Genomic DNA, 20,876 nt, shown 5'->3' with positions numbered 1-20,876 from the left:
TCGGTTCGCTCGGCGGGACCGCCCGGCCGGCGTGACACCAGGCACGGGCGAGAAAGAACGCGAGGCGCCCGCCAGTGTTCGTCGTGACGCTCGGCCTCAGCCGAACACCGGACCACCGGCGGGCACGAAAAATCGGAACTCGGCGCCGCCGCCCGCGGCCCGGCCGACGGAGATCGTGCCTCCGTGCGCCTCGATGAGCGCCTTGGCGATGTAGAGGCCGAGACCGGTGCCGTTACCCCGGCTGGCGCCGCGCCAGAACTTGGTGAACACCCGGGCGGCGTTCGATTCGGGCACACCCTCGCCCTCGTCGGCCACGCTCACCTCCGTGCCACCGTCCCGACCGCGCATCACGACCGTCACAGTACCCGCTCCGTGGCGCAGCGCGTTGTCGACGAGGTTGTGCAGCACCTGCTCCATCTTGTCCGGATCGACCCACATCTCCGGCAGCTCGCTATCCTCCCGGACGACGAAGCGCTCGGGAGCGGCCGCGCCGGACGCGATCTTGCCGTCGACCACCGTGTGCACCCGGGCCGCGAGGTCGACGACCTGCTTGCGGACCTGGATGCGACCGGAGTCGATGCGGGAGACGTCGAGCACCTCGGCGAGCAGGCGGGTCACCCGGTCCGCGTCGGTGTTGACGGTGTTGAGCATGAGCTTCTTCTGCTCGTCGGTGAACCGGTCCCACTTGGCGAGCAGGGTGGCGGTGAAGCCCTTCACGCTGGTCAGCGGCGAGCGCAGCTCATGGGCGACGGTCGCGACGAGGTCCGCCCGGTTGCGTTCGAGGCGCTCGCGGCTCAGCGTGTCGCGCAGCGACAGGGAGACCCGGGCGAGCCGGCCGGCGATCCGGGTGAAACGGACCGTGACGTGGAAGTCCCGGTCTTGGTCGGGGGCGGCGTAGGTGAGCCGGCGCTCGGGCTGGCCGACGACCCGCGGCAGCGCGCGGCTGGGCGCGGAGCACTCCCACCAGTCGTTGCCCCGCTCGTCGAGCAGCGGCAGCACCTCGGTGAGGTGCCGGCCGATCGCTCCGGGTGCGTGCAGGCCCACGAGACGGGCGGCGGCCCGGTTGAAGACCTCGACGGTGCCGGCGGCGTCGGTGATGACGACGGCGTCGGGCAGCAGGTCGAAGGCGGCTGCGGGCAGCGGCCCGTCGAGCATTCCCGAGCCGGGGGCGGACTCGTCGTCAGCAGTCATGGCCTCGCCTGATGCCGGATCCTCGGTGACGGACAGGACAGCGCGACCGCCCACCTGCTCGGATGTCGAGGCGACGGTGTTCACCACCGCCGACCACCTCCTCCGGTGCCGTCAGTACCGGACCTACCCGTTCTCTGCGCCCGCGCCGAGGCGTACAGGCACAGGGCGGACGCAACCGCAAGATTCAGGGACTCGGCCTGACCGTACACCGGTACCCGAAGCGCCGCGTCCGCGGCGGCCAGTCCGGTGGGGTCGAGACCGTGGGCCTCGTTGCCGAACAGCCACGCGGTGGGACCGTCGAGCTCGCCGGCGGCCACGGCACGCTCGATGTCACGCTCGGCGGTGCCCGCCGTGGCCACGACGCGGCACCCGTGTGCCCGCAGGCCCGCCAGCGTCGCGTCGAGATCGGGCTCGACGATCACCGGAAGGTGGAAGTGGCTGCCCGCGGACGAACGCACACACTTGCCGCCGAACGGGTCGACGCCGCCGCCGGTGAACACCACCGCGTCCGCGCCAGCGGCGTCCGCGCTGCGGATCACCGTGCCGGCGTTGCCCGGATCGTTCGCGCTCACGCACACCGCCACCAGGCGGGGGGCGACCAGATCCGCGAGCCGGTGGTGCGGCAGGGCGGCGACGGCCACGAGACCCTGCGGGGTGACGGTCTCCGACAGCGCTGCGGCGGCCTCGTCGGTCACCAGACGCACCGGCGCCCCGGCGGCGGCGAGCAGCTCACCGTGCCGGGCCGCCGCGCCGACCCCGGCGAAGACCTCGAGCACCGCGCCCGCTGCGACGGCCGCGCCGACCGCCTGCGCTCCCTCGACGAGGAAGAGCCCCCGCTCCCGCCGCTCGGCGGGCCGCCGCAGCCGCCGCGCGGCACCGACCCGGGCCGAGCGCGCGCCGACGACGGCCCCTTCGCCCGGGTCCGGGGCCATGGGGAGACGAGCGGCGGACACGGATCGGCGTCGCGGCGGGCTCAGGCCGCGCTCGGCTCCGCCACCGAAGCCGCCGGAGCCGCCGCCAGGCCCGCCCGGGCGACCTCGACGAGCGCCGTGAAGGCCGCGGCGTCGTTGACCGCGAGGTCGGCGAGGATCTTGCGGTCCACCTCGACACCGGAGAGCCGAAGGCCCTGCACGAAGCGGTTGTAGGTCATCCCGTTGGCCCGCGCCGCGGCGTTGATCCGGGTGATCCACAGCTGCCGGAAGTCGCCCTTGCGCGCGCGGCGGTCCCGGTAGGAGTAGGTCATCGAGTGGAGCATCTGCTCCTTGGCCTTGCGGTAGAGCCGACTGCGCTGGCCCCGGTAGCCGCTGGCCTGCTCGAGGACCGTACGGCGCTTCTTCTGGGCGTTGACCGCCCGCTTCACGCGTGCCATGAGGGCACCTGTCTCCTTCGTTGGTGGGTCAGCGGTGCGCGCTCAGCGGGCGAGAAGGCGCTTGATCCGACCTTCGTCGGCCTTCGTCAGCGCCACCTCGTTACCCAGCCGGCGGGTGCGCCGGCTGGACTTGTGCTCGAGCAGGTGGTTGCGGTTGGCACGGCGCCGCATCACCTTGCCGGAACCTGTGATCCAGAAGCGCTTGTTCGCGCCGCTGTGGGACTTCTGTTTGGGCATGTCGACATCCTGACGGTGTACGTGGGTGATCGAACGACGGGCGCGGCGACGTCCGCCGCGGTGGATGCTCCCACCGCGCGCGGACTCCACCGGGCGCCGGCTCTAGGCGTGGCCAGCCGGTTCCGGCAGACGCTGCGGCTTGGTGCTGGAGCCCTTGTGCGGGGCCATCACCATCGTCATGTTCCGGCCGTCCTGCTTGGGCTGGGCCTCGACGTAGCCGAGGTCGGCCACGTCAGCGGACAGCCGCTGCAGCAGGCGGATCCCCAGCTCCGGCCGGGACTGCTCCCGACCACGGAACATGATGGTGATCTTCACCTTGTCACCGGCCCGCAGGAACCGCACGACGTGACCCTTCTTGGTCTCGTAGTCGTGCGGGTCGATCTTGGGCCGCAGCTTCATTTCCTTGATGACGGTCTGGACCTGGTTCTTCCGAGCTTCCCGACGCTTCTGGTCGGACTCGTACTTGAACTTTCCAAAGTCCATCAGCTTGCAGACCGGAGGACGGGCGGTCGGCGCGACCTCCACGAGGTCGAGATCGGCCTCCTGCGCCATGCGCATGGCCTCACCGATCGCGACGATGCCGATCTGCTCGCCCTCCGCGCCGACGAGGCGGACCTCGGGGACGCGGATCCGGTCATTGATGCGGGACTCTGTGCTGATGTGTTCCTCCGTTGCTCGACGCGCGGGCATGACCTCACCGCAGCGGAGCACCGAACCTGGCATCACCAGGCTCCCGGCCGACAACCGTGGGAACGGCTCGGCCGACCGGCGACCCGGCCCCCGCAGCCGAGGCCCGTGCTCGGGCCCGGCTCTCCGGCTCCCCGTGGTGGCGGCGCCGTCGGCGACATCGGGTGGAGGGCGAACCCCCGCTTGGTCCTGCCAGCCAGGCTCCGTGCCCTTACCGGGCCCGCCGAAACGACGGCACCTTCGGATGGGTGGAACCGACCGGCATTCGGTCTGAGCCCAAGAGTAGCACCAGACGGCCGCACGCGACGATCACGCCGCTCGCGGCCCGGCCCCAACGTGCCAGGCCGGGGGTCGGCCGGGAAGATCACACCGCCGCGCCCCGCCTAGGGCGCGGGCCGCGACCAGCCTCGCCGCCGTGTCGCACGCACGCCCCGCCCCAGCCGCCGCCGCACCGCCCGAGCCTCCTGCGGCCGCACCGCGAGCACCGCGACGGCCTCCGCGCCAGCGAGCAACCGGGACAACTGCCGTGCGACGGACTCCGACGTCACACCGTGGACCGCGATCACGAGCACCGGCCGAGGATCCCCCTCCCCGCACCCCGGCAGTTCCGCCGGCCACGCCTCGACCCGGGCCGGGACCGCCCGCAGCGCCGCGAGCACCGCGGCCCGTGCCAGCGGCCCGTCGTCCCGGCCGGGCCGGCGCAACGCCGCGACGTCGAAGTCCGCCGCCGTCGGTGCGCCGACCTCGGCATCACCGCCGGGCACGAGATCCAGACTGGCCGGACAGGGACCGGCGACGTCGATCACGAGCGCGCCGAGGCCGAGGCGGGTGGCCTCCTGCCAGGCATCCGGTGCCGCGACCGGGACAGGACGGGCTGCCGGACGCCAGGCCGCGAGTGTCGCCACACTCGAGAAGATCGGCAGCGCGGTGGCGCCCGCGTCGGTCCGCAGCGTGATCAGTGCCATCTCGCTGGTCTTGTCCGCGCCGGTCGCGACGTCAACGGAGGTCGGCTGGGCTTCCACGCCGACGAACACCCGCGCCTGGCGCAGCGCCTCCCCGAGCGCGACCGGGTCCATCCGACCGGCGGCATGACCATCGGCGAGCACCCGGGCAAGTGTGTCGTCCGCGCCGCCCGAGTCGCCCTGTCCGGCCGGAGTCAGCAGATGGCGCGCCATTCACCGCAGCCTATCGGGCGACCGCAGGGGTGGGCGGCGTCACGGGTGGGCGGCGATGCCCGGGGACCAGGCGGCGGTCAGCGCGGGGCGGGCCAGGGCCATCGCCGGTTGGCTGCCGGGCAGTGGGGCGGTGGCGACGGCGCCGGCGAGCCGCTGGAAGGCGAAGCGGGTCCGGCGGCGCAGGCGGAACCAGTTGATCGGCCTGCTGTCAGCGAGCGCCGCGTCGAACGGCACTGGGACGGTGATGTACGCCCGATCCTCCAGATGGTCCAGACGCATCCGGGCGCTGCGCCCGAGCCGGGACGGGTAGGTCTCGACCACGGCGACGATGACGGTGGCGGCGAGGTCGGGGCGGCCGGCCGCGGCGAGGGCGGTCAGGGCATCGTCGGCGCCGGCGATCTCCGTCTCGCTTGCACGGACGGTGAGAACCAGCTGGTCGGCGCGGGCGAGCAGGGTCGCGGGCACCGGCTGGCTCCAGCCGGGCGGCGCGTCGGCGACGACCACCGGATACCAGTGGCCGAGCAGATCGAGCGCCCAGGCCAGCTCCTCGGGCAGCAGGCCGGGACCGACGAGATCGCGCAGGCCGGCGAGCACCTCCAGCCCGCCGGACCGGTCGGAGGCCAGATAGCGACGGACGTCCTGCAGCGACGAGACCGGCGGGCGGGCCCCCGCCAGTTCCCGCAGGCCCACGCCCGGCGGTACCAGGCCGACGCGGTGCGCGAGCAGCCCGCACTGGTCCGGCGACGCGTCGACGGCGACCACCCGGTGCCCGTGGTGCGCGGCCATCGCGAGGCCCAGACCGGCGGCGACGGTGGTCCGGCCACCGCCGCCCCCGAACCCGCCGACCAGCACCCGGCGGCCGCCGGTCCGGGATCGCGCATAGGTCGCGTTCGCCGGTTGCGCCCCGGCCGCGGCGGCGGCGTCACCCGTCTGCCCACGGCCACCGGCGAGCCGCTCCGGGAGGACGGCACGCAGCCGGGCCGGAATCGCGCCGCCCGTCCGCGGCTCGGGCGCGTCGCTCACCGGCTCCGCCCAGGTCGCGACAACCGCGCCGGGGCTGGGCGGATCGGCGACAGGCCGGTCGGCGACAGGCGGGTCGGCGAAAGGCGGGTCGGCGAAAGGCGGATCGGCGAAAGGCGGATCGGCGAAAGGCGGATCGGCGAAAGGCGGGGGCCACGCGGAGGGGGACGAGGTCGGGAACGGCAGCGGCGGCAGTTCCGGTTCGGTGACGGCGTGCGCGGCGTCCCACGATCGCGTCGGCGGCGGTGGCGGCATCGGCAACGGCGCCGGGAGCGGAGCCGGGGCCGGCCAGCCACGGGGGCCACCGGCGAGGTCCGGATAGGGCATTGGCGGTTCGGTTTCGGGCGGCCCCGCCGAGACCGCGTCGAGCGATGGCGTTTCCGCTGGAGCTTCCTGGCCGGGGGCCGCCGGCGGCCCGGGCAGGCCGGCCGCGGGCACGAGCACCGTCATGCTGCCCCAGGTCTCGCCGGGTGGCGGCACGCTCGGCGGCGGGGGCGGGACGTTCGACCGCCGCGCGACGCCGGGTGGCAGCGCCAGGCCGCCCGCGTCCGGCTCGGGCGCGGCACCCGCGGGCGGCGGCAGCAGACCGCCGAGGTGGGCCGACGCCCTTGGCGGCGACAACGGGATCGCATCGGCCGGCGTGGGCGCCAGCGCCGACGCGTCCCGGCTTCCCGGCGGCAGGGCGAGCGGGCCGTGCGGCCCGCCCCCGGTCGCGCTGGACAGGTCGGGAGTCCAGCCGCGGGCGGGCGCCGCCGGCGTCGCGTGGTGATCGACGTCACCAGGCCGCGGCGGGCTGAGCCATGAGTACGGAACGGCCGGCAGAGAGGTGGACCCCGGCGAGTGCGGCGCATCCGCCGAAGGGGCGTCGTCGACCACGTGTGGCGGGCGGGTCGGGGTGGCCCTGCCGGAGCCGGAGCCGGGTGGCTGGGTCGCCTCGGGTCGCGGCGCCGCGGTGGACGGCGGCAGGGTGGACGGCGCCGCGGTGGACGGCGGCATGGTCGGGTGCGAGCCTGCGGGCCGTGGGCGGGCGGAGCGCCGGCTGACCAGCGCGTCCCGGGGCGACTGGGTGTCGGACAGCCGCAGGCCGAGCAGGGAGATCGGGCGGGCGTCACCGCCACCAGAGCCGGAGCCGGAGGCCCCGGAGCCGGCGCGGGCCGACGCGTCGAGACCGTCCTCGCCGACCCCGACCCCGGACTCGGACGCGTCGAGCGAGAGGTCGTCGTCGTCCTGGCCGCTGCCATGACCCGCCATTCGTGCCACCTCGCCCTCACACCCGAACCGACGCGCGCCCGTCCGGCGCCACCCGATGACGCCGCAGCGCGAGGAACCCGCTACGGCGTGACATCACAGTCTCGCGTTCAGCGCGGCCCCGGCAAGACGTCCGGGATGAATCCAGAACGTCGAAAACAGGCCCGCGAGCAGCGAACACACCATCGGCACACTCGATCCACTCCGAATCGCCATGTGATGGCAACACCATACCGAGGTCATGTCACGTGGACGGATCGGGCTCGCACCGTCTGTGTGACCGCAACGTGCGGACGGCCACCGCCCCGGCGGGGTGCGGTGGCCGTTCGATGACGCAGCGGGGTCGGTCAGCTGGCGAGCGAGAGCTCGCGCAGCACGGACGCGGTGTCGAGGGCGGCCAGCGCCGCCTCCCTGCCCTTGTCCTCGCTGGAGCCGGGCAGGCCGGCGCGGTCCCGGGCCTGTTCGACGGTGTCACAGGTCAGGACGCCGAAGCCGATGGGCACCCGGGCGTCGAGGGTGACCCGGGCGAGCCCGGCGGTGACGAACTGGCAGACGTAGTCGAAGTGCGGGGTGCCGCCGCGGATGACGACCCCGAGCGCGGCGACCGCGTCATGCCGCTCGGCGAGTGCCGCGGTGACGACGGGCAGTTCGACGGCACCGGCGACCCGCACGACGGTCGGCAGGCCGGCCAGCCCCGCGTCCCTGGCCGCCCGCAGCGCACCGGCCAGCAGCGCGTCGGTGATCTCCGCGTGCCAGCGGGTCGCGACGATCGCGAGCCGCAGCCCGGCGACCGCCGGCAGCACCTCCTTGGGCGCGCCGTGGCCGCTCACCGGGTCTCCCCGTCGGCGAGGTCCCCGCCGCCGCCGGCGCAGCCCGCGGCGGCGGGGACCCGCGACGGGCCGGCCGACCACCGGCCGCCGGCCGACTCGTCCTCCCCGACCGCGCGTGGCAGGCCGGGCAGCACATGGCCCATCCGGTCACGCTTGGTCGTCAGATAGCGCAGGTTCTCCGGCGTGTGGTCGACCGGCATCGCGATCAGGTCGACGATGCGCAGCCCGTAGCCCTCCAGCCCGGCCCGCTTGGTCGGGTTGTTCGAGAGCAGCCGGATGCCGCGCACCCCGAGGTCGACGAGGATCTGCGCGCCGGTGCCGTAGTCGCGGGCGTCGGCCGGCAGCCCGAGAGCGAGGTTCGCGTCGACGGTGTCGTGGCCGGCGTCCTGCAGCTGGTAGGCGCGCAGCTTGTGCATGAGGCCGATGCCCCGGCCCTCGTGCCCGCGCATGTAGAGGACGACGCCGCGCCCCTCGGCGGCGACCATGCGCAGGGCGGCGTCGAGCTGGTTGCCACAGTCGCAGCGCCGCGAGCCGAACACGTCGCCGGTGAGGCACTCGCTGTGCACCCGGGCGAGCACGTCCTCCCCGTCGCCGAGCTCGCCGCGGATCAGCGCGATGTGCTCGATGCCGTCGAGGATGTTGCGGAACCCGACGGCGCGGAAGGTGCCGTAGCGGGTCGGGATCGACGCCTCGGCGACCCGGACGACCTGCTTCTCGGTCCGGCGCCGGTAGGCGATGAGGTCGGCGATGGAGATCAGCAGCAGGCCGTGCTCGCGGGCGAACGCGGCGAGCTCGGGCAGCCGGGCCATCGTGCCGTCGTCGTTGACGATCTCGCAGATGGCACCGGCGGGGCGCAGCCCGGACAGGCGGGCCAGGTCGACGGCCGCCTCGGTGTGGCCGGGGCGGCGCAGCACGCCGCCGTCCTTGGCCCGCAGCGGGAAGATGTGCCCCGGGCGGGCGAGGTCCGACGGGACGGTGTCCGGGTCGGCGAGCAGCCGGATGGTGCGGGCCCGGTCGGCGGCGGAGATGCCGGTCGTCACGCCGGTGCTGGCGTCGACGGTGATGGTGAACGCCGTGCCCATCCGCTCGGTGTTGCGCGGCACCATCTGGTCGAGTTCGAGGCGGTCGGTGTCCGCGGCCTCCATCGGGACGCAGATGACGCCCGACGTGTAGCGGGTCATGAACGCGACCAGCTCGGGGGTGGCGGCCTCGGCCGCGAAGATCAGGTCACCCTCGTTCTCCCGGTCGGCGTCGTCGACGACGACCAGCGGCCGGCCCGCGGCGAAGGCGGCGAGCGCCTCCTCGATGGTGGCGAACGTCACGTCGGCAGGAGTCACGTCGGAAGCGGTCACGTCGGCGGTGGAGGTCATCGGTGCAGTCCGTTCGGGTCGGTGGTGCCGGCGTGCAGCTTCTCGACATACTTGGCCAGCACGTCGACCTCGATGTTGACCAGCGAGCCGGGAGCGCGGCGCCCGAGCGTGGTCAGGTCGAGAGTGGTGGGGATCAGGCTGACGGTGAACGTCGCGGGCCGGTCGCCGCCGGCCTGCGTACCTTCGACGGCCGCGGTGACCTCGACGACGGTGAGGCTGACGCCGTCGACCGTCACCGAGCCCTTCTCGACGAGGTAGCGGTCGAGCCCCGCGGGCAGCGCGATGCGGACGATCTCCCAGTGCTCGGAGGCGTGGCGGTCCAGGACCGTGCCGATGCCGTCGACGTGCCCCTGGACGAGATGGCCCCCGAGCCGGTCGGCGAGGCGCACCGGACGCTCGAGGTTCACCGGGTCGCCGGCGGTGAGGCGGCCGAGGGCGGAGCGCACCAGCGTCTCCCGCATCACGTCCGCGGTGAAGGAGGTGGCGCCGTCGGCCGGCCCGGCCCGGCTCGCGGTCTCGTCGAGGGCGACGCCGTCGCGCAGCAGGCTGGTGACGGTGAGACAGACACCGTTCACGGCTATGGAGGCTCCGTGCGCCGCGTCGGCCAGGACGCTGCGACAGGCGATGGTGACCGCCGCGGACTCCGCCCGAGCGTCCACCTCGGTGACGACGCCGAGCTCTTCAACGATGCCGGTGAACATCCGACCCGCGCCCCTCGCTCCCGGGCACCGCTCCCCGAGCGCGAGGGAATCCACGCGGGACCTGCCAGCATGCGCAAGATGACGCACGCCGACGCACACCCCGGACGGCACGGCCGACCGCGAGCGCCTGGGCCCGCGCGCGTCCTCCCATCCGGACTTTCACCGTCGGTCCCGGAGTTCCACCGGGTCAACCGCCCCAGTACCTGCGGGCGGGTCGCGGACTGTCACCGCCGGTTCGGACTTTCACCGACCCCGGAGCGCGCGTGCTGCTGGTTGTTACGACCCAAGTCTGACATATGAAGCCGCCGGACGCCGCCCCTCAGACAGTGACCGACGTCATCATCGCGACGGGCAGGATCACCGCGGCGGAGTGAGCCGCGGGTTGGCGTGCAGGGCCTGGGCACGCAGCTTCTCGACGGCCTCGCCGGGATCGGCCGCGCCGAACACCGCCGTGCCCGCGACGAACACGTCCACCCCGGCGGCCGCGGCCTGCTCGATCGTGCGGTCGTTGACCCCGCCGTCGATCTGCAGCCACAGGTCGAGGCCGCGCGCGTCGAGCAGCCGGCGGGCCGCCTCGATCTTCGGCAGCACCTCGGTCATGAACGCCTGGCCGCCGAACCCGGGCTCGATCGTCATGAGCAGCAGCAGGTCGAACCGGTGCAGGTCGTCGAGGTAGTGCTCGACCGGGGTGTTCGGCTTGACCGCGAGCCCGGTGCGGGCGCCGGCCGCCCGGATCGCGTCGGTGGTGCGCGGCAGGTCCGAGACGGCCTCGGCGTGGATGGTGACGTTGGCCGCGCCCCGCTCGGCGTAGCCGGCGGCCCAGCGGTCCGGATCGGCGATCATGAGATGGCAGTCGAGCGGGGTCCGCGTCGCCGCGCGCAGCGCCGTCACCGTGTCCGGCGAGAACGCCAGGTTCGGGACGAAGTGGTAGTCCATCACGTCGACGTGCAGCCAGTCGGCCCGGCCCTCGACCGCGGCGGCGGCGTCGGCGATCCGCCCGAAGTCGGCGGCGAGCAGGCTCGGATAAATCTGTGCGGTTGCCACAGCGCGAGACTATCGACCGCTCGCCGCCGCCATCAGGCCCCAGCGCGGCGCAGCAGTGCGAGGAACATCGCGTCGGTACCGTGCCGATGCGGCCAGAGCTGGACGAACGGGCCGGGACCGGCCTCGTCGACGTCGGGCAGCGCGCGCCGGGCGTCGAGGAGGGAAACGTCCGGCCGCTGGCCGGCGACCTGCCGCACCACCTCGGTCGTCTCGGCCGGATGCGGCGAGCAGGTGGCGTAGGCCACGACCCCGCCGGGACGGACGAGGTCCAGCGCGGCGACGAGCAGCGCGCTCTGCAACGGCGTGAGCGCCGCCAGGTCTCCCGGGGTGCGCCGCCAGCGGGACTCGGGCCGGCGCCGCAGCGCGCCGAGCCCGGTGCAGGGCGCGTCGACGAGCACCCGGTCGGCGCTGCCCGGCGCCAGCGGCGCCGCCCGGCCGTCGCCACGCACCACCCACGCCGCCCGCTCGCCGGCGAGCGAGCGGGCGACCAGCGCCGCCCGAGCCATCCGCGGCTCGAGCGCTATCAGCCGCCCGCCGCCCGGGCCCGGGCCGGTGAGCAGGCCGGCCAGCAGCGCCGCCTTGCCGCCGGGGCCGGCGCACAGATCGACGGTCAGGCCGAGGTCAGGCCCGACTGTGGGGGTCGCGGCGAGGGCCAGGGCGACGAGCTGGCTGCCCTCGTCCTGCACGGCGGCGGCACCCTCGACGACGGACGGCAGCCGGGCCGGATCGCCCCCCTCGAGCCGCGCCGCGTACGGCGAGTAGCGGCCGGGCCGGGCGGTGAGACCGGCCCGGGCGGCCTCGGCGAGCAGGTCGTCGCGCTCCACCCGGCCGGGGCGGGCGACGAGGTGGACGGCCGGCCGCTCGTCGTCGGCGGCGAGTGCCGCGCGGGTCTGGTCCAGATCGTCGCCCATCGCCTCGGCGACGGCCTCGACGATCCAGCGCGGATGGGTCGTGACGACGGCGAGGTGGCCGATCGGGTCGGCGGTGAAGCGGGGCGCGCCGAGCAGCACGGCGAGGTCGCCGCCGGTCTCGGAGATGCGGGCGGCGACCCGACGCAGCACCGCGTTCGCGAACCGGACGGGCCGCTCGCCGCTGGTCGCCCGGACAAGGTCGACGGTGCTCGCGACGGCGGCGCGCGCCGGCACCCGGGTACGCAGCAGCTGGTAGGCACCCAGGCGCAGGGCGTCCCGGACCGGCGGGTCGATGTCGTGGACGGGCCGGCTCGTGGCCGTGTCGAGGACGCCGTCGAGAGTGCCCTGCGCACGCAGCGCCCCGTACGCGAGCTCGGTGGTGAAGGCGCGATCGCGCGACGTCAGTCCGCTGTCGGCGAGCAGGCGCGGCAGCACCAGGTTGGCGTAGGCGCCGCGCTCGTCGACGGCGCGCAGCACCTCCCAGGCCAGCAGCCGGGAGCGGTCCACCCGGGCCGGCGGGCGGGCGCCGCGGGTACCCGACGCGCCGGGGGCGCTCACGGCGCCGCCAGAACGTCGTCGGCGCCGATGCGCGCGCCGCGGGCCCAGTCGGCGGCGGCCATCGCCCCCCGCCCCTCGGGACGCACCTCGCCGAGCAGCACCACGCCCGCCCCGGTTCCGACGGCGATCTCCCCGCCGGCCAGCACCGCCAGCCGCCCCGGCGGCAGCGCCGCCGTTCCGTCCGGCGCGCCGACGCGGACCGGTCCGATCTTGAGACGGCGCTCGCGGAACAGCGTCCACGCTCCCGGCGCGGGGGTCGCGGCGCGCACGAGCCGGTCCACGGCCAGCGCGGGCTGCGCCCAGTCGATCCGGACGTCCTCGACTGTGAGCTTCGGCGCGAACGACACCCCCTCCGCCGGCTGCGGAACCGCCTGCACGCTGGCGTCGGCGAGGCCGTCCATGACGGCGACGAGCAGCCGCGCGCCGGAGATGGACAGCCGCTCCAGCAGGTCACCGGAGGTGTCCGTCGGCCGGACGTGCTCGGTGACGACGCCGAAGACGGGGCCTGTGTCCATCGCCGGCTCGATCTGGAAGACGCTCGCGCCGGTGAGGTCGTCGCCGGCGAGCACCGTGCGCTGCACCGGCGCCGCACCGCGGTAGGCCGGCAGCAGCGAGAAGTGCAGGTTCACCCAGCCGTGCCGCGGGATCGCCAACGCCTCCGGCGGGAGCAGCGCGCCGTAGGCGACCACGGGGCAGCAGTCGGGCGCCAGCTCCGCCAGGGCGGCGAGGAACTCCGGGTCGCGCGGCCGCTGCGGGCTGAGCACGGGGATGCCCGCCTCGTCGGCCAGCTGGTGCACCGGCGGCGGCGTGATCTTCCGCCCCCTTCCGGCCGGCCGGTCCGGCCGGGTGACCACGGCGACCACGTCGTGGCGTGCGCTGTCCAGCAGCGCGCGCAGGCTGGGCAGGGCGACCGCCGGCGTGCCGGCGAAGACAAGACGCATACACGAACACCGATCCGCCGCGACGCGTACCGGCGTCGCAGCCCTCTGCGGACAGTCCAAGGCAACCACTGCGTCGGCCGCCGTCCGACCGTATCGCGGCCCGCTGTGCGGGCGGCCCACCGGACGGCGCCGGACTCCTGGCTCTGCGTCACACCCGGGCCAGACGCAGGCTCAGCCGAGGACCTGCGGGTCGAGCTGGACGCGCAGCCCGCTGGTGCTGTGCCGGGTGCCGAGGACGCCGCGGGCGGCGTGCAGCGCGGCGGCCAGCGCCCCGCCCTGGTCCCGGGGCACCCGCACGAGCAGCCGCTCGAGCTCGCCCTCTCCGCCCGGGGCCCCGGTGGACCGGCTGGGCGGCGGCAGCGGCACCGGGCCGAGCACCTCGGCTCCCGCCGGCAGCCGGGCGGCGTCGAGCAGCTCGGTGACGGCGGCGGGGGTGCCGTCGACAGCGGCGATCCGGGTCGCCGGCGGAAAGCCCAGCTCGGCGCGCTCGTCGGCCTCGCGCGCGGTGAACGTCGCCGGATCCCAGCGGATGAGGGCCTGCACGGGAGGCAGGCCGGCGTCGGCGGCCACCACCACTCGCCCGCCCTGACCACCCGGGCGGGCGAGCGCCGCGGCGGCGGCCCAGCGGCGCAGCGCCGTCTCGGCCGCGCGCAGGTCGGGCCGGCCAAGCAGGGCCCAGCCGTCGAGCAGCAGCACCGCGCCGTAGCCGCCGGCCGCAACCGGCTCAGCGCCCGGCGTGGAGATCACCAGCGCGGGCTCCGCCGGGACGGTGGCGAGCACGCCGTCGCGGCCGGACGTGCGGACCAGCACGTCGGGAAACGCCCGGCCGAGCTCCTCGGCGGTACGCCGGTCCCCCGTCACCGAGGCCCGCAGCCGCGTCGCCTCGCAGGCCGGGCAGTGCCACGCCGCAGCCGGGCGCCCGCACCAGCGGCAGGACGGCGGACCGACGCTCGCGGGCCGGCCGAGCGGGCCCTGGCAGTGCGGGCAGCGGGCGGGCCGGCGGCAGTCCGCACAGGCCAGCGACGGCTGGTAGCCCCGGCGCGGCACCTGGATGAGCACGGGCGCGCCGTCGGCCAGGGACGTTCGGGCGGTGCGCACGGCCAGCGACGGCAGCCGGGCCGCGCGGGCCGCCGGGTCGCGGGCGTACTCCTCGTCGGAGCCGGTCGCCTCCACCCGGGGGGCCAGCGCACGCACCTCGGCGCGGGGCAGGACCAGCGGGTGCGCCCAGCCGGCCCGCACCAGGCCGTCGGCCTCGGCGGTCGGGCAGAAGCCGCCGACGAGCAGGGCGGCGCCTTCCAGCCGGGCCCGCAGCACGGCCACGTCGCGAGTGTGCGGGTAGGGGGCGAGCGGCTCGGCGTGCAGCTCGTCGCCCTCGTCCCAGACGACGACGAGGCCGAGGTCGGCGACGGGCGCGAAGACAGCCGCCCGGGTGCCGACCGCGACCCGCGCCTGCCCTCGCAGCACGGTGAGGAACGCCCGGTACCGCGCCGCCGGGCCGAGGCCTGCGCGCAGGGCGACGACGGCCGCCCGGCCGACCGCCTCGACCAGCATCACCTCAACCCGGTCGACGTCGCGATGGTCGGGCACGACGACGAGCGCCCCCCGCCCGGACCGCACCGCCGCCGCCACGGCGGTAGCGATCATCTCCGGCCAGGCCGGCCCGGGCGGCGCCCACCACACCGCCCGCGGCGAGCGCCCGTCCGCGAGCGCTGCCAGCATCGACGCCCCCGCCGGGTACCGCGCCCACTCCCCCGGCGGGCGCTGCCCGCCGCTGTCCCCCCCTGCCTTCGCAGCCGCGACCGCCGCCTTCCCAGCCGCGACCGCCGCCGTCTCGGTGCGGCCGTGGCGGGGCGGCACCGCCAGGCGCAGGACGTCGGCGAGGGTGCCGCCGTAGCGGTCGGCGACCGCGCGGGCCAGCCGGGCGATCTGCGGGGACAGCACCGGCTCGGCGGAGACCGACCGCTCCAGCGGCGCCAGCCGCCCGTCATGATCCGAGCGCTCGGCCCGCTCCAGCACGAAGCCGTCGACCAGACGACCGGCGAAGCGGACCCGCACCCGCGAGCCGGGCACGGCCGCATCGGCCAGGTCCGCCGGCACGAGGTAGTCGAAGAGCCGATCGAGGTGGGTCAGCGGACTGTCGATCGCGACCCGGGCGATCGGCAGCGTCGCGGCCTGCTCGGTCATGACCGCATTACTACCAGGCACCTCTGACATGATCGGCAACGCGCGGAGCCGGGCCGGTCCTCGGTGGACCGACCCGGCTCCGGGGCGGGATGGGTGTCGGCGTCAGCCCTTGACGGCGCGCTGCAGCGCCTCGGCGCGCGAGGTCGACTCCCAGGTGAAGTCGAGCTCGGGGCGGCCGAAGTGGCCGTAGGCGGCGGTCTGCGCGTAGACCGGGCGCAGCAGGTCGAGGTCGCGGATGATCGCGGCCGGGCGCAGGTCGAAGACCTGGGTGACGGCGTCCTGGATCTGCGACTCGGGGACCGTGCCGGTGCCGAAGGTCTCGACGAACAGGCCGACCGGGTGCGCCTTGCCGATGGCGTAGGCGACCTGGACCTCGCAGGCCTTCGCGAGGCCGGCGGCGACGACGTTCTTGGCGACCCAGCGCATCGCGTAGGCGGCGGAGCGGTCGACCTTGGACGGGTCCTTGCCGGAGAAGGCGCCGCCGCCGTGGCGGGCGTAGCCGCCGTACGTGTCGACGATGATCTTGCGGCCGGTGAGGCCGGCGTCGCCCATCGGGCCGCCGATCTCGAAGCGGCCGGTCGGGTTGACCAGCAGGCGGCGGCCCTCGGTGGAGATGTCGAGCAGCGCGAGCTCGGGCTCGACGACGTACTCGGCGATGTCGGGGGCGAGCAGCGTGTCGAGGTCGATGTCGGCCGCGTGCTGGGTGGAGACGACGACCGTGTCGAGGCGCACCGGCTTGCCGTCGACGTACTCGATGGTGACCTGGGTCTTGCCGTCCGGGCGCAGGTAGCCGACCTGGCCGTCCTTGCGGACCTCGGACAGCCGCCGGGCGAGGCGGTGCGCCAGCGCGATCGGCAACGGCATGAGCTCGGGGGTCTGGTCGCAGGCGAAGCCGAACATCAGACCCTGGTCGCCGGCGCCCTGCCGGTCCAGTTCGTCCTCGGCGCCCTCGACGCGGTTCTCGTGGGCGGTGTCGACGCCCTGCGCGATGTCCGCGGACTGCGCGCCGATGGACACGCTCACGCCGCAGGACGCGCCGTCGAAGCCCTTCTTGGAGGAGTCGTACCCGATCTCCAGGATGCGCTCGCGCACCACCGAGGCGATGTCGACGTAGGTCTTGGTGGTGACCTCACCGGCGACGTGCACCTGGCCGGTGGTGATGAGCGTCTCGACGGCGACCCGGCTCTTCGGGTCGTCCTTGATCATCGCATCGAGGATCGAGTCACTGATCTGGTCAGCGATCTTGTCCGGATGCCCCTCGGTGACGGACTCGGACGTGAACAGGCGCGTCGCCACTTGGTGTTACCCCCTGGAGATCCGGTTGATTCCGACGAAGCTTACCGAGGAGTTCGCGCAGGTACCTGCACCGGCTCCGCATCCGATCGATCGATGCCACCGACGAGATCGAGAATGCGGTGCGCGACGAGATCCTTGCTCGTCCGCTCGATCACCGTCTCGCCGCCGGCGGCACCCAGCACGACGGCGGCGTTGTCCGGCGCCTCGAAGCCGAGGCCCCCGCCGACCTGGTTGACCACGAGGAGATCGACGGGCTTACGGGCCAGTTTCGCCCGGGCGTGGTCGAGAACACTCCCGTCGGGCCCGCCGGTCTCCGCCGCGAAACCAACCAGGACCTGTCCCGGCCGGCGGTTCGCCAGTAACTCGGACAACACGTCAGGGTTTCGCTCCAGCGCAATGGAGTCGGGAGCCGCCGATTCTTTCTTAATCTTGTGCGCCGACGGCGCCGCCGGCCGGAAGTCCGCGACCGCGGCGGCCATCACGATGACGTCGGCCGACGGCGCGACCTCGTGCACCCGCTCGCGCAGCTGCGCCGCGGAGGTGACCGCGATCGTGCGCGCCCCCGCGACCTCGGGCAGCGCCACGTTCGCCGCCACCACTGTGACGGTCGCGCCGCGCGCCGCGGCGGCCCGGGCGAGCGCGTAGCCCTGCCGCCCGCTGGACGCGTTGCCCAGGAAACGGACCGGGTCGACGTACTCCCGGGTGCCGCCGGCGGTGACGAGCACGTGCCGGCCGGCGAGGTCGGGACGCACGCCGTGCGCGCCGCGGGCGAGCACCGCCATGCCCAACGCGGCGATCTCGGCGGGCTCGGGCAGCCGGCCCGGTCCCGAGTCGGCCCCGGTGAGGCGGCCGACGGCCGGGTCGAGCACGATGGCGCCCCGCTCCCGCAGGGTGGCGACGTTGGCCCGGGTCGCCGGATGCTGCCACATCTCGGTGTGCATCGCCGGGGCGAACACCACCGGGCAGGTGGCCGTCAGCAGCGTGCCGGTGAGCAGGTCGTCGGCGCGGCCGGCCGCGGCGCGGGCCATCAGGTCCGCGGTGGCCGGCACGACGAGAACGAGGTCCGCCTGCCGGCCGATGCGCACGTGCGCGACCTCGTCGGCGTCGTCCCACACCCCGGTCGTGACCGGATTGCCGGACAGCGCCGCCCAGGTCGTCTCGCCGACGAAGCGCAGCGCGCTCGGCGTGGGCACGACCCGCACCTCGTGGCCGGACTCGGTGAAGCGGCGCAGCACCTCGACCGCCTTGTAGGCGGCGATGCCACCGGCCACACCCAGCACGACCCGCGGGCGCCGGCCCGGCTCGTCGGCCATGGCGAGGCTCAGGCGACCGGCGGCAGGGCGTCGACGACGGTCTCGTGGGTGAGCAGGCCGGCGTTGATCTCGCGCAGCGCGATCGACAGCGGCTTCTCCTGGGCGTTGGTCGTCTCGACCAGCGGCCCGACGTACTCCAGCAGACCCTCGCCGAGCTGCGAGTAGTAGGCGTTGATCTGCCGGGCCCTCTTGGCCGCGTAGATCACGAGGCTGTACTTCGAGTCGGTGGCCTCGAGCAGCTCGTCGATGGGGGGGTTGGTGATGCCCTCAGGGTGTGCGACGGTTCCGGCCACGATGCGTTCGGGTCCTTCCGGTCCTGCTCTTCCGGTCCTGCTCTCCAGGCTAGTCGATCATCAATGCTACCAAGCGGTCGGCCGCGGACGGCACATCGTCGTTGACGACGACGTGGTCGAACTCCGTCTCGGCCGCCAGCTCGATCCGGGCCCGGTCGAGGCGCCGGGCGATGACGTCCGGCGGCTCGGTTCCCCGAGCGGTGAGCCGCCGCACCAGTTCGTCGAACGTGGGCGGGGCGAGGAACACGAACCGCGCGTCCGGCATCGCCGAGCGCACCTGCCGGGCACCCAGCAGTTCTATCTCCAACAGGCAGGGCACGCCCGCGGCGAGCCGCTCGGCCAGGGGCCGGCGCGGCGTGCCGTAGGCGTGCCCGGCGAACATGGCGTGTTCGACGAACTCGCCCGTCTTGACCATCCGGGCGAACTCCTCGGCGTCCACGAAGTGGTACTCGACGCCGTCCGTCTCCCCGGGCCGGGGGGCACGGGTGGTGGCGCTCACCGAGACCCACACCTCGGGGTGACGCCGACGGACGGCCGCGACGACCGTTCCCTTCCCGACTCCGGACGGCCCGGACAGCACTGTGAGGCCCACGGGCCCCACCCTAGGACGTCCGGCCCGGCCGCCGCGCGGCCGGTCCTCCGCTCGCGGAGTACCCGGGATAGGACTTGTTTCCCATAGACATTCGGATCGAGGGCCGGTAAAGAATTCCGACCCCCGGCCCACGAGTCAGGTCCCGCGGCTTCACCGGAACCGGGCGGGGTGAACCCGCCCACCCGGCGAGGCCGCGGCCCGCCAGCGCCTCATCCGGCACTCAGAGTGGTATTCCACTCCGCCGGATCAGGCGGTGCCGAACTCCTCGAGGAGCGCGGCGCGCTGCTTCGCGCCGAGCCCTCTCAGACGGCGGGTCGGGCTGATGCCGAGTCGTTCCCGGATCTTCTGGGCGCGCACGCGCCCGACCCCGGGAAGCGACTCGAGAACAGCCGAAACCTTCATCTTGCCGACGACCTCATCGGCCTCGGCCTGTTCCAGGACGGCGGCCAGAGTGGTCTCCGCCTTCTTCAACCGCTCCTTGAGTTCTGCGCGCTGCTTACGAGCCAGCGCGGCTTTCGCGAGGGCGGCGGCCCTCTCCTCGGGCGTTAGGGGCGGCAGGGGCACGGGTACGCCTCCTCAATTCGGTGATCGCGCCGCGCAAACTAGCGAGGAAGTGGTTCCTCAGTCCAGCCTTGGCCCAATGCCACTTCCACTATTTGGATCTTGGATGGCTGTGGTGTGTCGGTTCAGGTCGTTCTGCCTGGTTGGCGGCATGATCGGGGGCTGTGACGGACACGGGGGCGGTGGCGGGTAGCCAGCTGACGGACTGGATCTCGTTGGGGGTCCTGACGTCGTTCGTCTCGCGGGACGCGGTCGATGAGGCGATCGAGGCGACCGGGACGGGTGCCCGGCGTAGCGACACGACGATCCCGCCGCGGGTCGCGGTCTACTTCGTGATGGCGCTCGCGTTGTTCGCGGACGACGACTACGAGGCGGTCGCGCGCCGGCTCGCCACCACGCTTGACGATCTCGACGTCGTCGGGCCGCGGTGGGAACCGACCTCGGGCGGGCTGACGAAAGCCCGCCAGCGGCTCGGTTCAGCGCCGCTGGCGGAACTGTTCTCGCAGGTCGCGGCGCCGGTCGCTGACCTGGACACGGTCGGGGCGTTCCTCGGCCCGTGGCGGCTGATGAGTATCGACGGACTGGAGTGGGACGCGCCCGCCTCGGCGGAGAACATCGCCGCGTTCGGCCTGCCCGCGGGCCGCGACGGCGCGCCCGGGGCGCTACCGAAGGTCCGCGCCCTCACCGTGTCCGAGTGCGCCTCGCACGCGCCGGTGCTGGCCGTGCTCGGCCCGGCCGGCGGCGCGAAGCCCGCCAGCGAGCAGGCCCTGGCCCGCACCCTGTACCCACGGCTGGCCGAACGCTGGCTTCTGCTCGCGGACCGCAACTTCTACTCCTGGACCGACTGGTGCACGGCCGCGGACACCGGCGCGGCACTGCTGTGGCGGGTCAAGGCCAGCCTGCGGCTGCCGCCGCTGCGCGCGTTGTCCGACGGCTCGTACCTGACGGTCCTGGTCAACCCGAAGATCACCGGGAAGGCGCGGGACGCACTCGTCGCCGCGGCCCGCGCCGGTGAGGCACTCGACCCGGCGAAGGCCCGCTACGCCCGTCTCGTCGAGTACGACGTGCCCGACCGGGACGGCGACGGGAAACACGAGGTCATCGCCCTGCTCACCACGATCCTCAACCCACGCGACGCGACCGCGTCCGCGCTGGCCGGGGCCTACCGGCAGCGCTGGGAACACGAGACCGGTAACAGGCAGCTCAAGACCTACCTACGCGGCCCGGGAAAGGTCCTGCGCTCGAAGCACCCCGACACCGTCTACCAGGAGATCTACGGCTACCTGCTCACCCACCACGCGATCAGCGCGCTGACCTGCCACGCCGCGACCGCCGCGGGGATCGACCCCGACCGG

Annotated in this window: 20 protein-coding genes and 1 riboswitch; of the genes, 1 reads left to right on the top strand and 19 read right to left on the bottom strand. The window is 74.5% G+C overall.

The window, feature by feature from the left end:
• Nucleotides 1-96: 96 nt before the first annotated feature.
• The 19 genes from C1A33_RS27260 to mihF form a co-directional block, all read right to left on the bottom strand.
• Entirely contained in the window at nucleotides 97-1,278 is a 1,182-nt protein-coding gene (locus tag C1A33_RS27260; RefSeq protein WP_207770529.1) for a sensor histidine kinase, read from the bottom strand.
• Complete coding sequence (locus tag C1A33_RS27255) at nucleotides 1,272-2,123, bottom strand: TrmH family RNA methyltransferase (RefSeq protein ID WP_101834530.1); 852 nt, start codon at nucleotides 2,121-2,123, stop codon at nucleotides 1,272-1,274. The genes C1A33_RS27260 and C1A33_RS27255 overlap by 7 nt, the downstream gene beginning before the upstream one ends.
• 41 nt (nucleotides 2,124-2,164) lie before the next feature.
• Complete coding sequence (rplT, locus tag C1A33_RS27250) at nucleotides 2,165-2,560, bottom strand: 50S ribosomal protein L20 (protein ID WP_101834528.1); 396 nt, start codon at nucleotides 2,558-2,560, stop codon at nucleotides 2,165-2,167.
• A gap of 42 nt (nucleotides 2,561-2,602) precedes the next feature.
• Nucleotides 2,603-2,797 (bottom strand): 50S ribosomal protein L35, encoded by a 195-nt coding sequence (gene rpmI / locus C1A33_RS27245; RefSeq protein ID WP_101834527.1) that lies wholly within the window; start codon nucleotides 2,795-2,797, stop codon nucleotides 2,603-2,605.
• Nucleotides 2,798-2,899: 102 nt separating this feature from the next.
• On the bottom strand, nucleotides 2,900-3,487 hold the full coding sequence (gene infC, locus C1A33_RS27240; protein ID WP_101834548.1) for a translation initiation factor IF-3: 588 nt from the start codon (nucleotides 3,485-3,487) through the stop codon (nucleotides 2,900-2,902).
• A 380-nt stretch (nucleotides 3,488-3,867) separates the two neighbouring features.
• On the bottom strand, nucleotides 3,868-4,659 hold the full coding sequence (locus C1A33_RS27235; RefSeq protein WP_101834525.1) for an SseB family protein: 792 nt from the start codon (nucleotides 4,657-4,659) through the stop codon (nucleotides 3,868-3,870).
• Between the two features lie 39 nt (nucleotides 4,660-4,698).
• Nucleotides 4,699-6,930, bottom strand: coding sequence for a MinD/ParA family ATP-binding protein (locus C1A33_RS27230; protein ID WP_101834524.1), 2,232 nt, complete (start codon nucleotides 6,928-6,930; stop codon nucleotides 4,699-4,701).
• A gap of 344 nt (nucleotides 6,931-7,274) precedes the next feature.
• The gene (gene ribH, locus C1A33_RS27225) at nucleotides 7,275-7,757 is read right to left on the bottom strand and encodes a 6,7-dimethyl-8-ribityllumazine synthase (protein ID WP_101834547.1); all 483 of its coding nucleotides are present in this window, start codon (nucleotides 7,755-7,757) and stop codon (nucleotides 7,275-7,277) included.
• Nucleotides 7,754-9,127: a bifunctional 3,4-dihydroxy-2-butanone-4-phosphate synthase/GTP cyclohydrolase II gene (locus tag C1A33_RS27220; protein ID WP_101834522.1), complete on the bottom strand. Its 1,374-nt coding sequence runs from the start codon at nucleotides 9,125-9,127 to the stop codon at nucleotides 7,754-7,756. The genes ribH and C1A33_RS27220 overlap by 4 nt, the downstream gene beginning before the upstream one ends.
• Nucleotides 9,124-9,828, bottom strand: a complete 705-nt coding sequence (locus C1A33_RS27215) for a riboflavin synthase (protein WP_101834520.1) — start codon at nucleotides 9,826-9,828, stop codon at nucleotides 9,124-9,126. Before C1A33_RS27215 ends, C1A33_RS27220 begins: the two co-directional genes overlap by 4 nt.
• Before the next feature lie 135 nt (nucleotides 9,829-9,963).
• Nucleotides 9,964-10,093: riboswitch (FMN riboswitch) on the bottom strand.
• Nucleotides 10,094-10,185: 92 nt separating this feature from the next.
• Nucleotides 10,186-10,872, bottom strand: a complete 687-nt coding sequence (gene rpe / locus C1A33_RS27210; protein WP_101834518.1) for a ribulose-phosphate 3-epimerase — start codon at nucleotides 10,870-10,872, stop codon at nucleotides 10,186-10,188.
• 32 nt (nucleotides 10,873-10,904) lie between these two features.
• Complete coding sequence (locus C1A33_RS27205; RefSeq protein WP_101834516.1) at nucleotides 10,905-12,341, bottom strand: RsmB/NOP family class I SAM-dependent RNA methyltransferase; 1,437 nt, start codon at nucleotides 12,339-12,341, stop codon at nucleotides 10,905-10,907.
• Nucleotides 12,338-13,282 (bottom strand): methionyl-tRNA formyltransferase, encoded by a 945-nt coding sequence (fmt, locus tag C1A33_RS27200; RefSeq protein WP_101834514.1) that lies wholly within the window; start codon nucleotides 13,280-13,282, stop codon nucleotides 12,338-12,340. Before fmt ends, C1A33_RS27205 begins: the two co-directional genes overlap by 4 nt.
• Nucleotides 13,283-13,453: 171 nt before the next feature.
• Nucleotides 13,454-15,466: a primosomal protein N' gene (locus C1A33_RS27195; protein ID WP_243407997.1), complete on the bottom strand. Its 2,013-nt coding sequence runs from the start codon at nucleotides 15,464-15,466 to the stop codon at nucleotides 13,454-13,456.
• Nucleotides 15,467-15,568: 102 nt separating this feature from the next.
• On the bottom strand, nucleotides 15,569-16,762 hold the full coding sequence (gene metK / locus C1A33_RS27190) for a methionine adenosyltransferase (RefSeq protein ID WP_101834512.1): 1,194 nt from the start codon (nucleotides 16,760-16,762) through the stop codon (nucleotides 15,569-15,571).
• Nucleotides 16,763-16,803: 41 nt separating this feature from the next.
• Complete coding sequence (gene coaBC / locus C1A33_RS27185) at nucleotides 16,804-18,075, bottom strand: bifunctional phosphopantothenoylcysteine decarboxylase/phosphopantothenate--cysteine ligase CoaBC (RefSeq protein ID WP_101834510.1); 1,272 nt, start codon at nucleotides 18,073-18,075, stop codon at nucleotides 16,804-16,806.
• An 8-nt stretch (nucleotides 18,076-18,083) separates the two neighbouring features.
• Nucleotides 18,084-18,368 carry a DNA-directed RNA polymerase subunit omega gene (rpoZ, locus tag C1A33_RS27180; RefSeq protein ID WP_101834508.1) on the bottom strand — a complete coding sequence of 95 codons (285 nt, stop codon included), beginning with the start codon at nucleotides 18,366-18,368 and terminating at the stop codon, nucleotides 18,084-18,086.
• Nucleotides 18,369-18,417: 49 nt separating this feature from the next.
• On the bottom strand, nucleotides 18,418-18,960 hold the full coding sequence (gene gmk, locus C1A33_RS27175) for a guanylate kinase (protein WP_101834507.1): 543 nt from the start codon (nucleotides 18,958-18,960) through the stop codon (nucleotides 18,418-18,420).
• A 246-nt stretch (nucleotides 18,961-19,206) separates the two neighbouring features.
• The gene (mihF, locus tag C1A33_RS27170) at nucleotides 19,207-19,524 is read right to left on the bottom strand and encodes an integration host factor, actinobacterial type (protein WP_101834505.1); all 318 of its coding nucleotides are present in this window, start codon (nucleotides 19,522-19,524) and stop codon (nucleotides 19,207-19,209) included.
• A 161-nt stretch (nucleotides 19,525-19,685) separates the two neighbouring features.
• Between mihF and C1A33_RS27165 the strand changes: the two genes are divergently transcribed.
• The coding region (locus tag C1A33_RS27165) for an IS4 family transposase (protein WP_101834504.1) at nucleotides 19,686-20,876 on the top strand (1,191 nt) is incomplete at its 3' end.

The sequence above is a fragment of the Frankia canadensis genome (assembly GCF_900197875.1).
In the GTDB taxonomy this organism is placed as follows: Bacteria; Actinomycetota; Actinomycetes; order Frankiales; family Frankiaceae; genus Frankia; species Frankia canadensis.
This window is presented reverse-complemented; position numbering and strand designations above follow the sequence as displayed.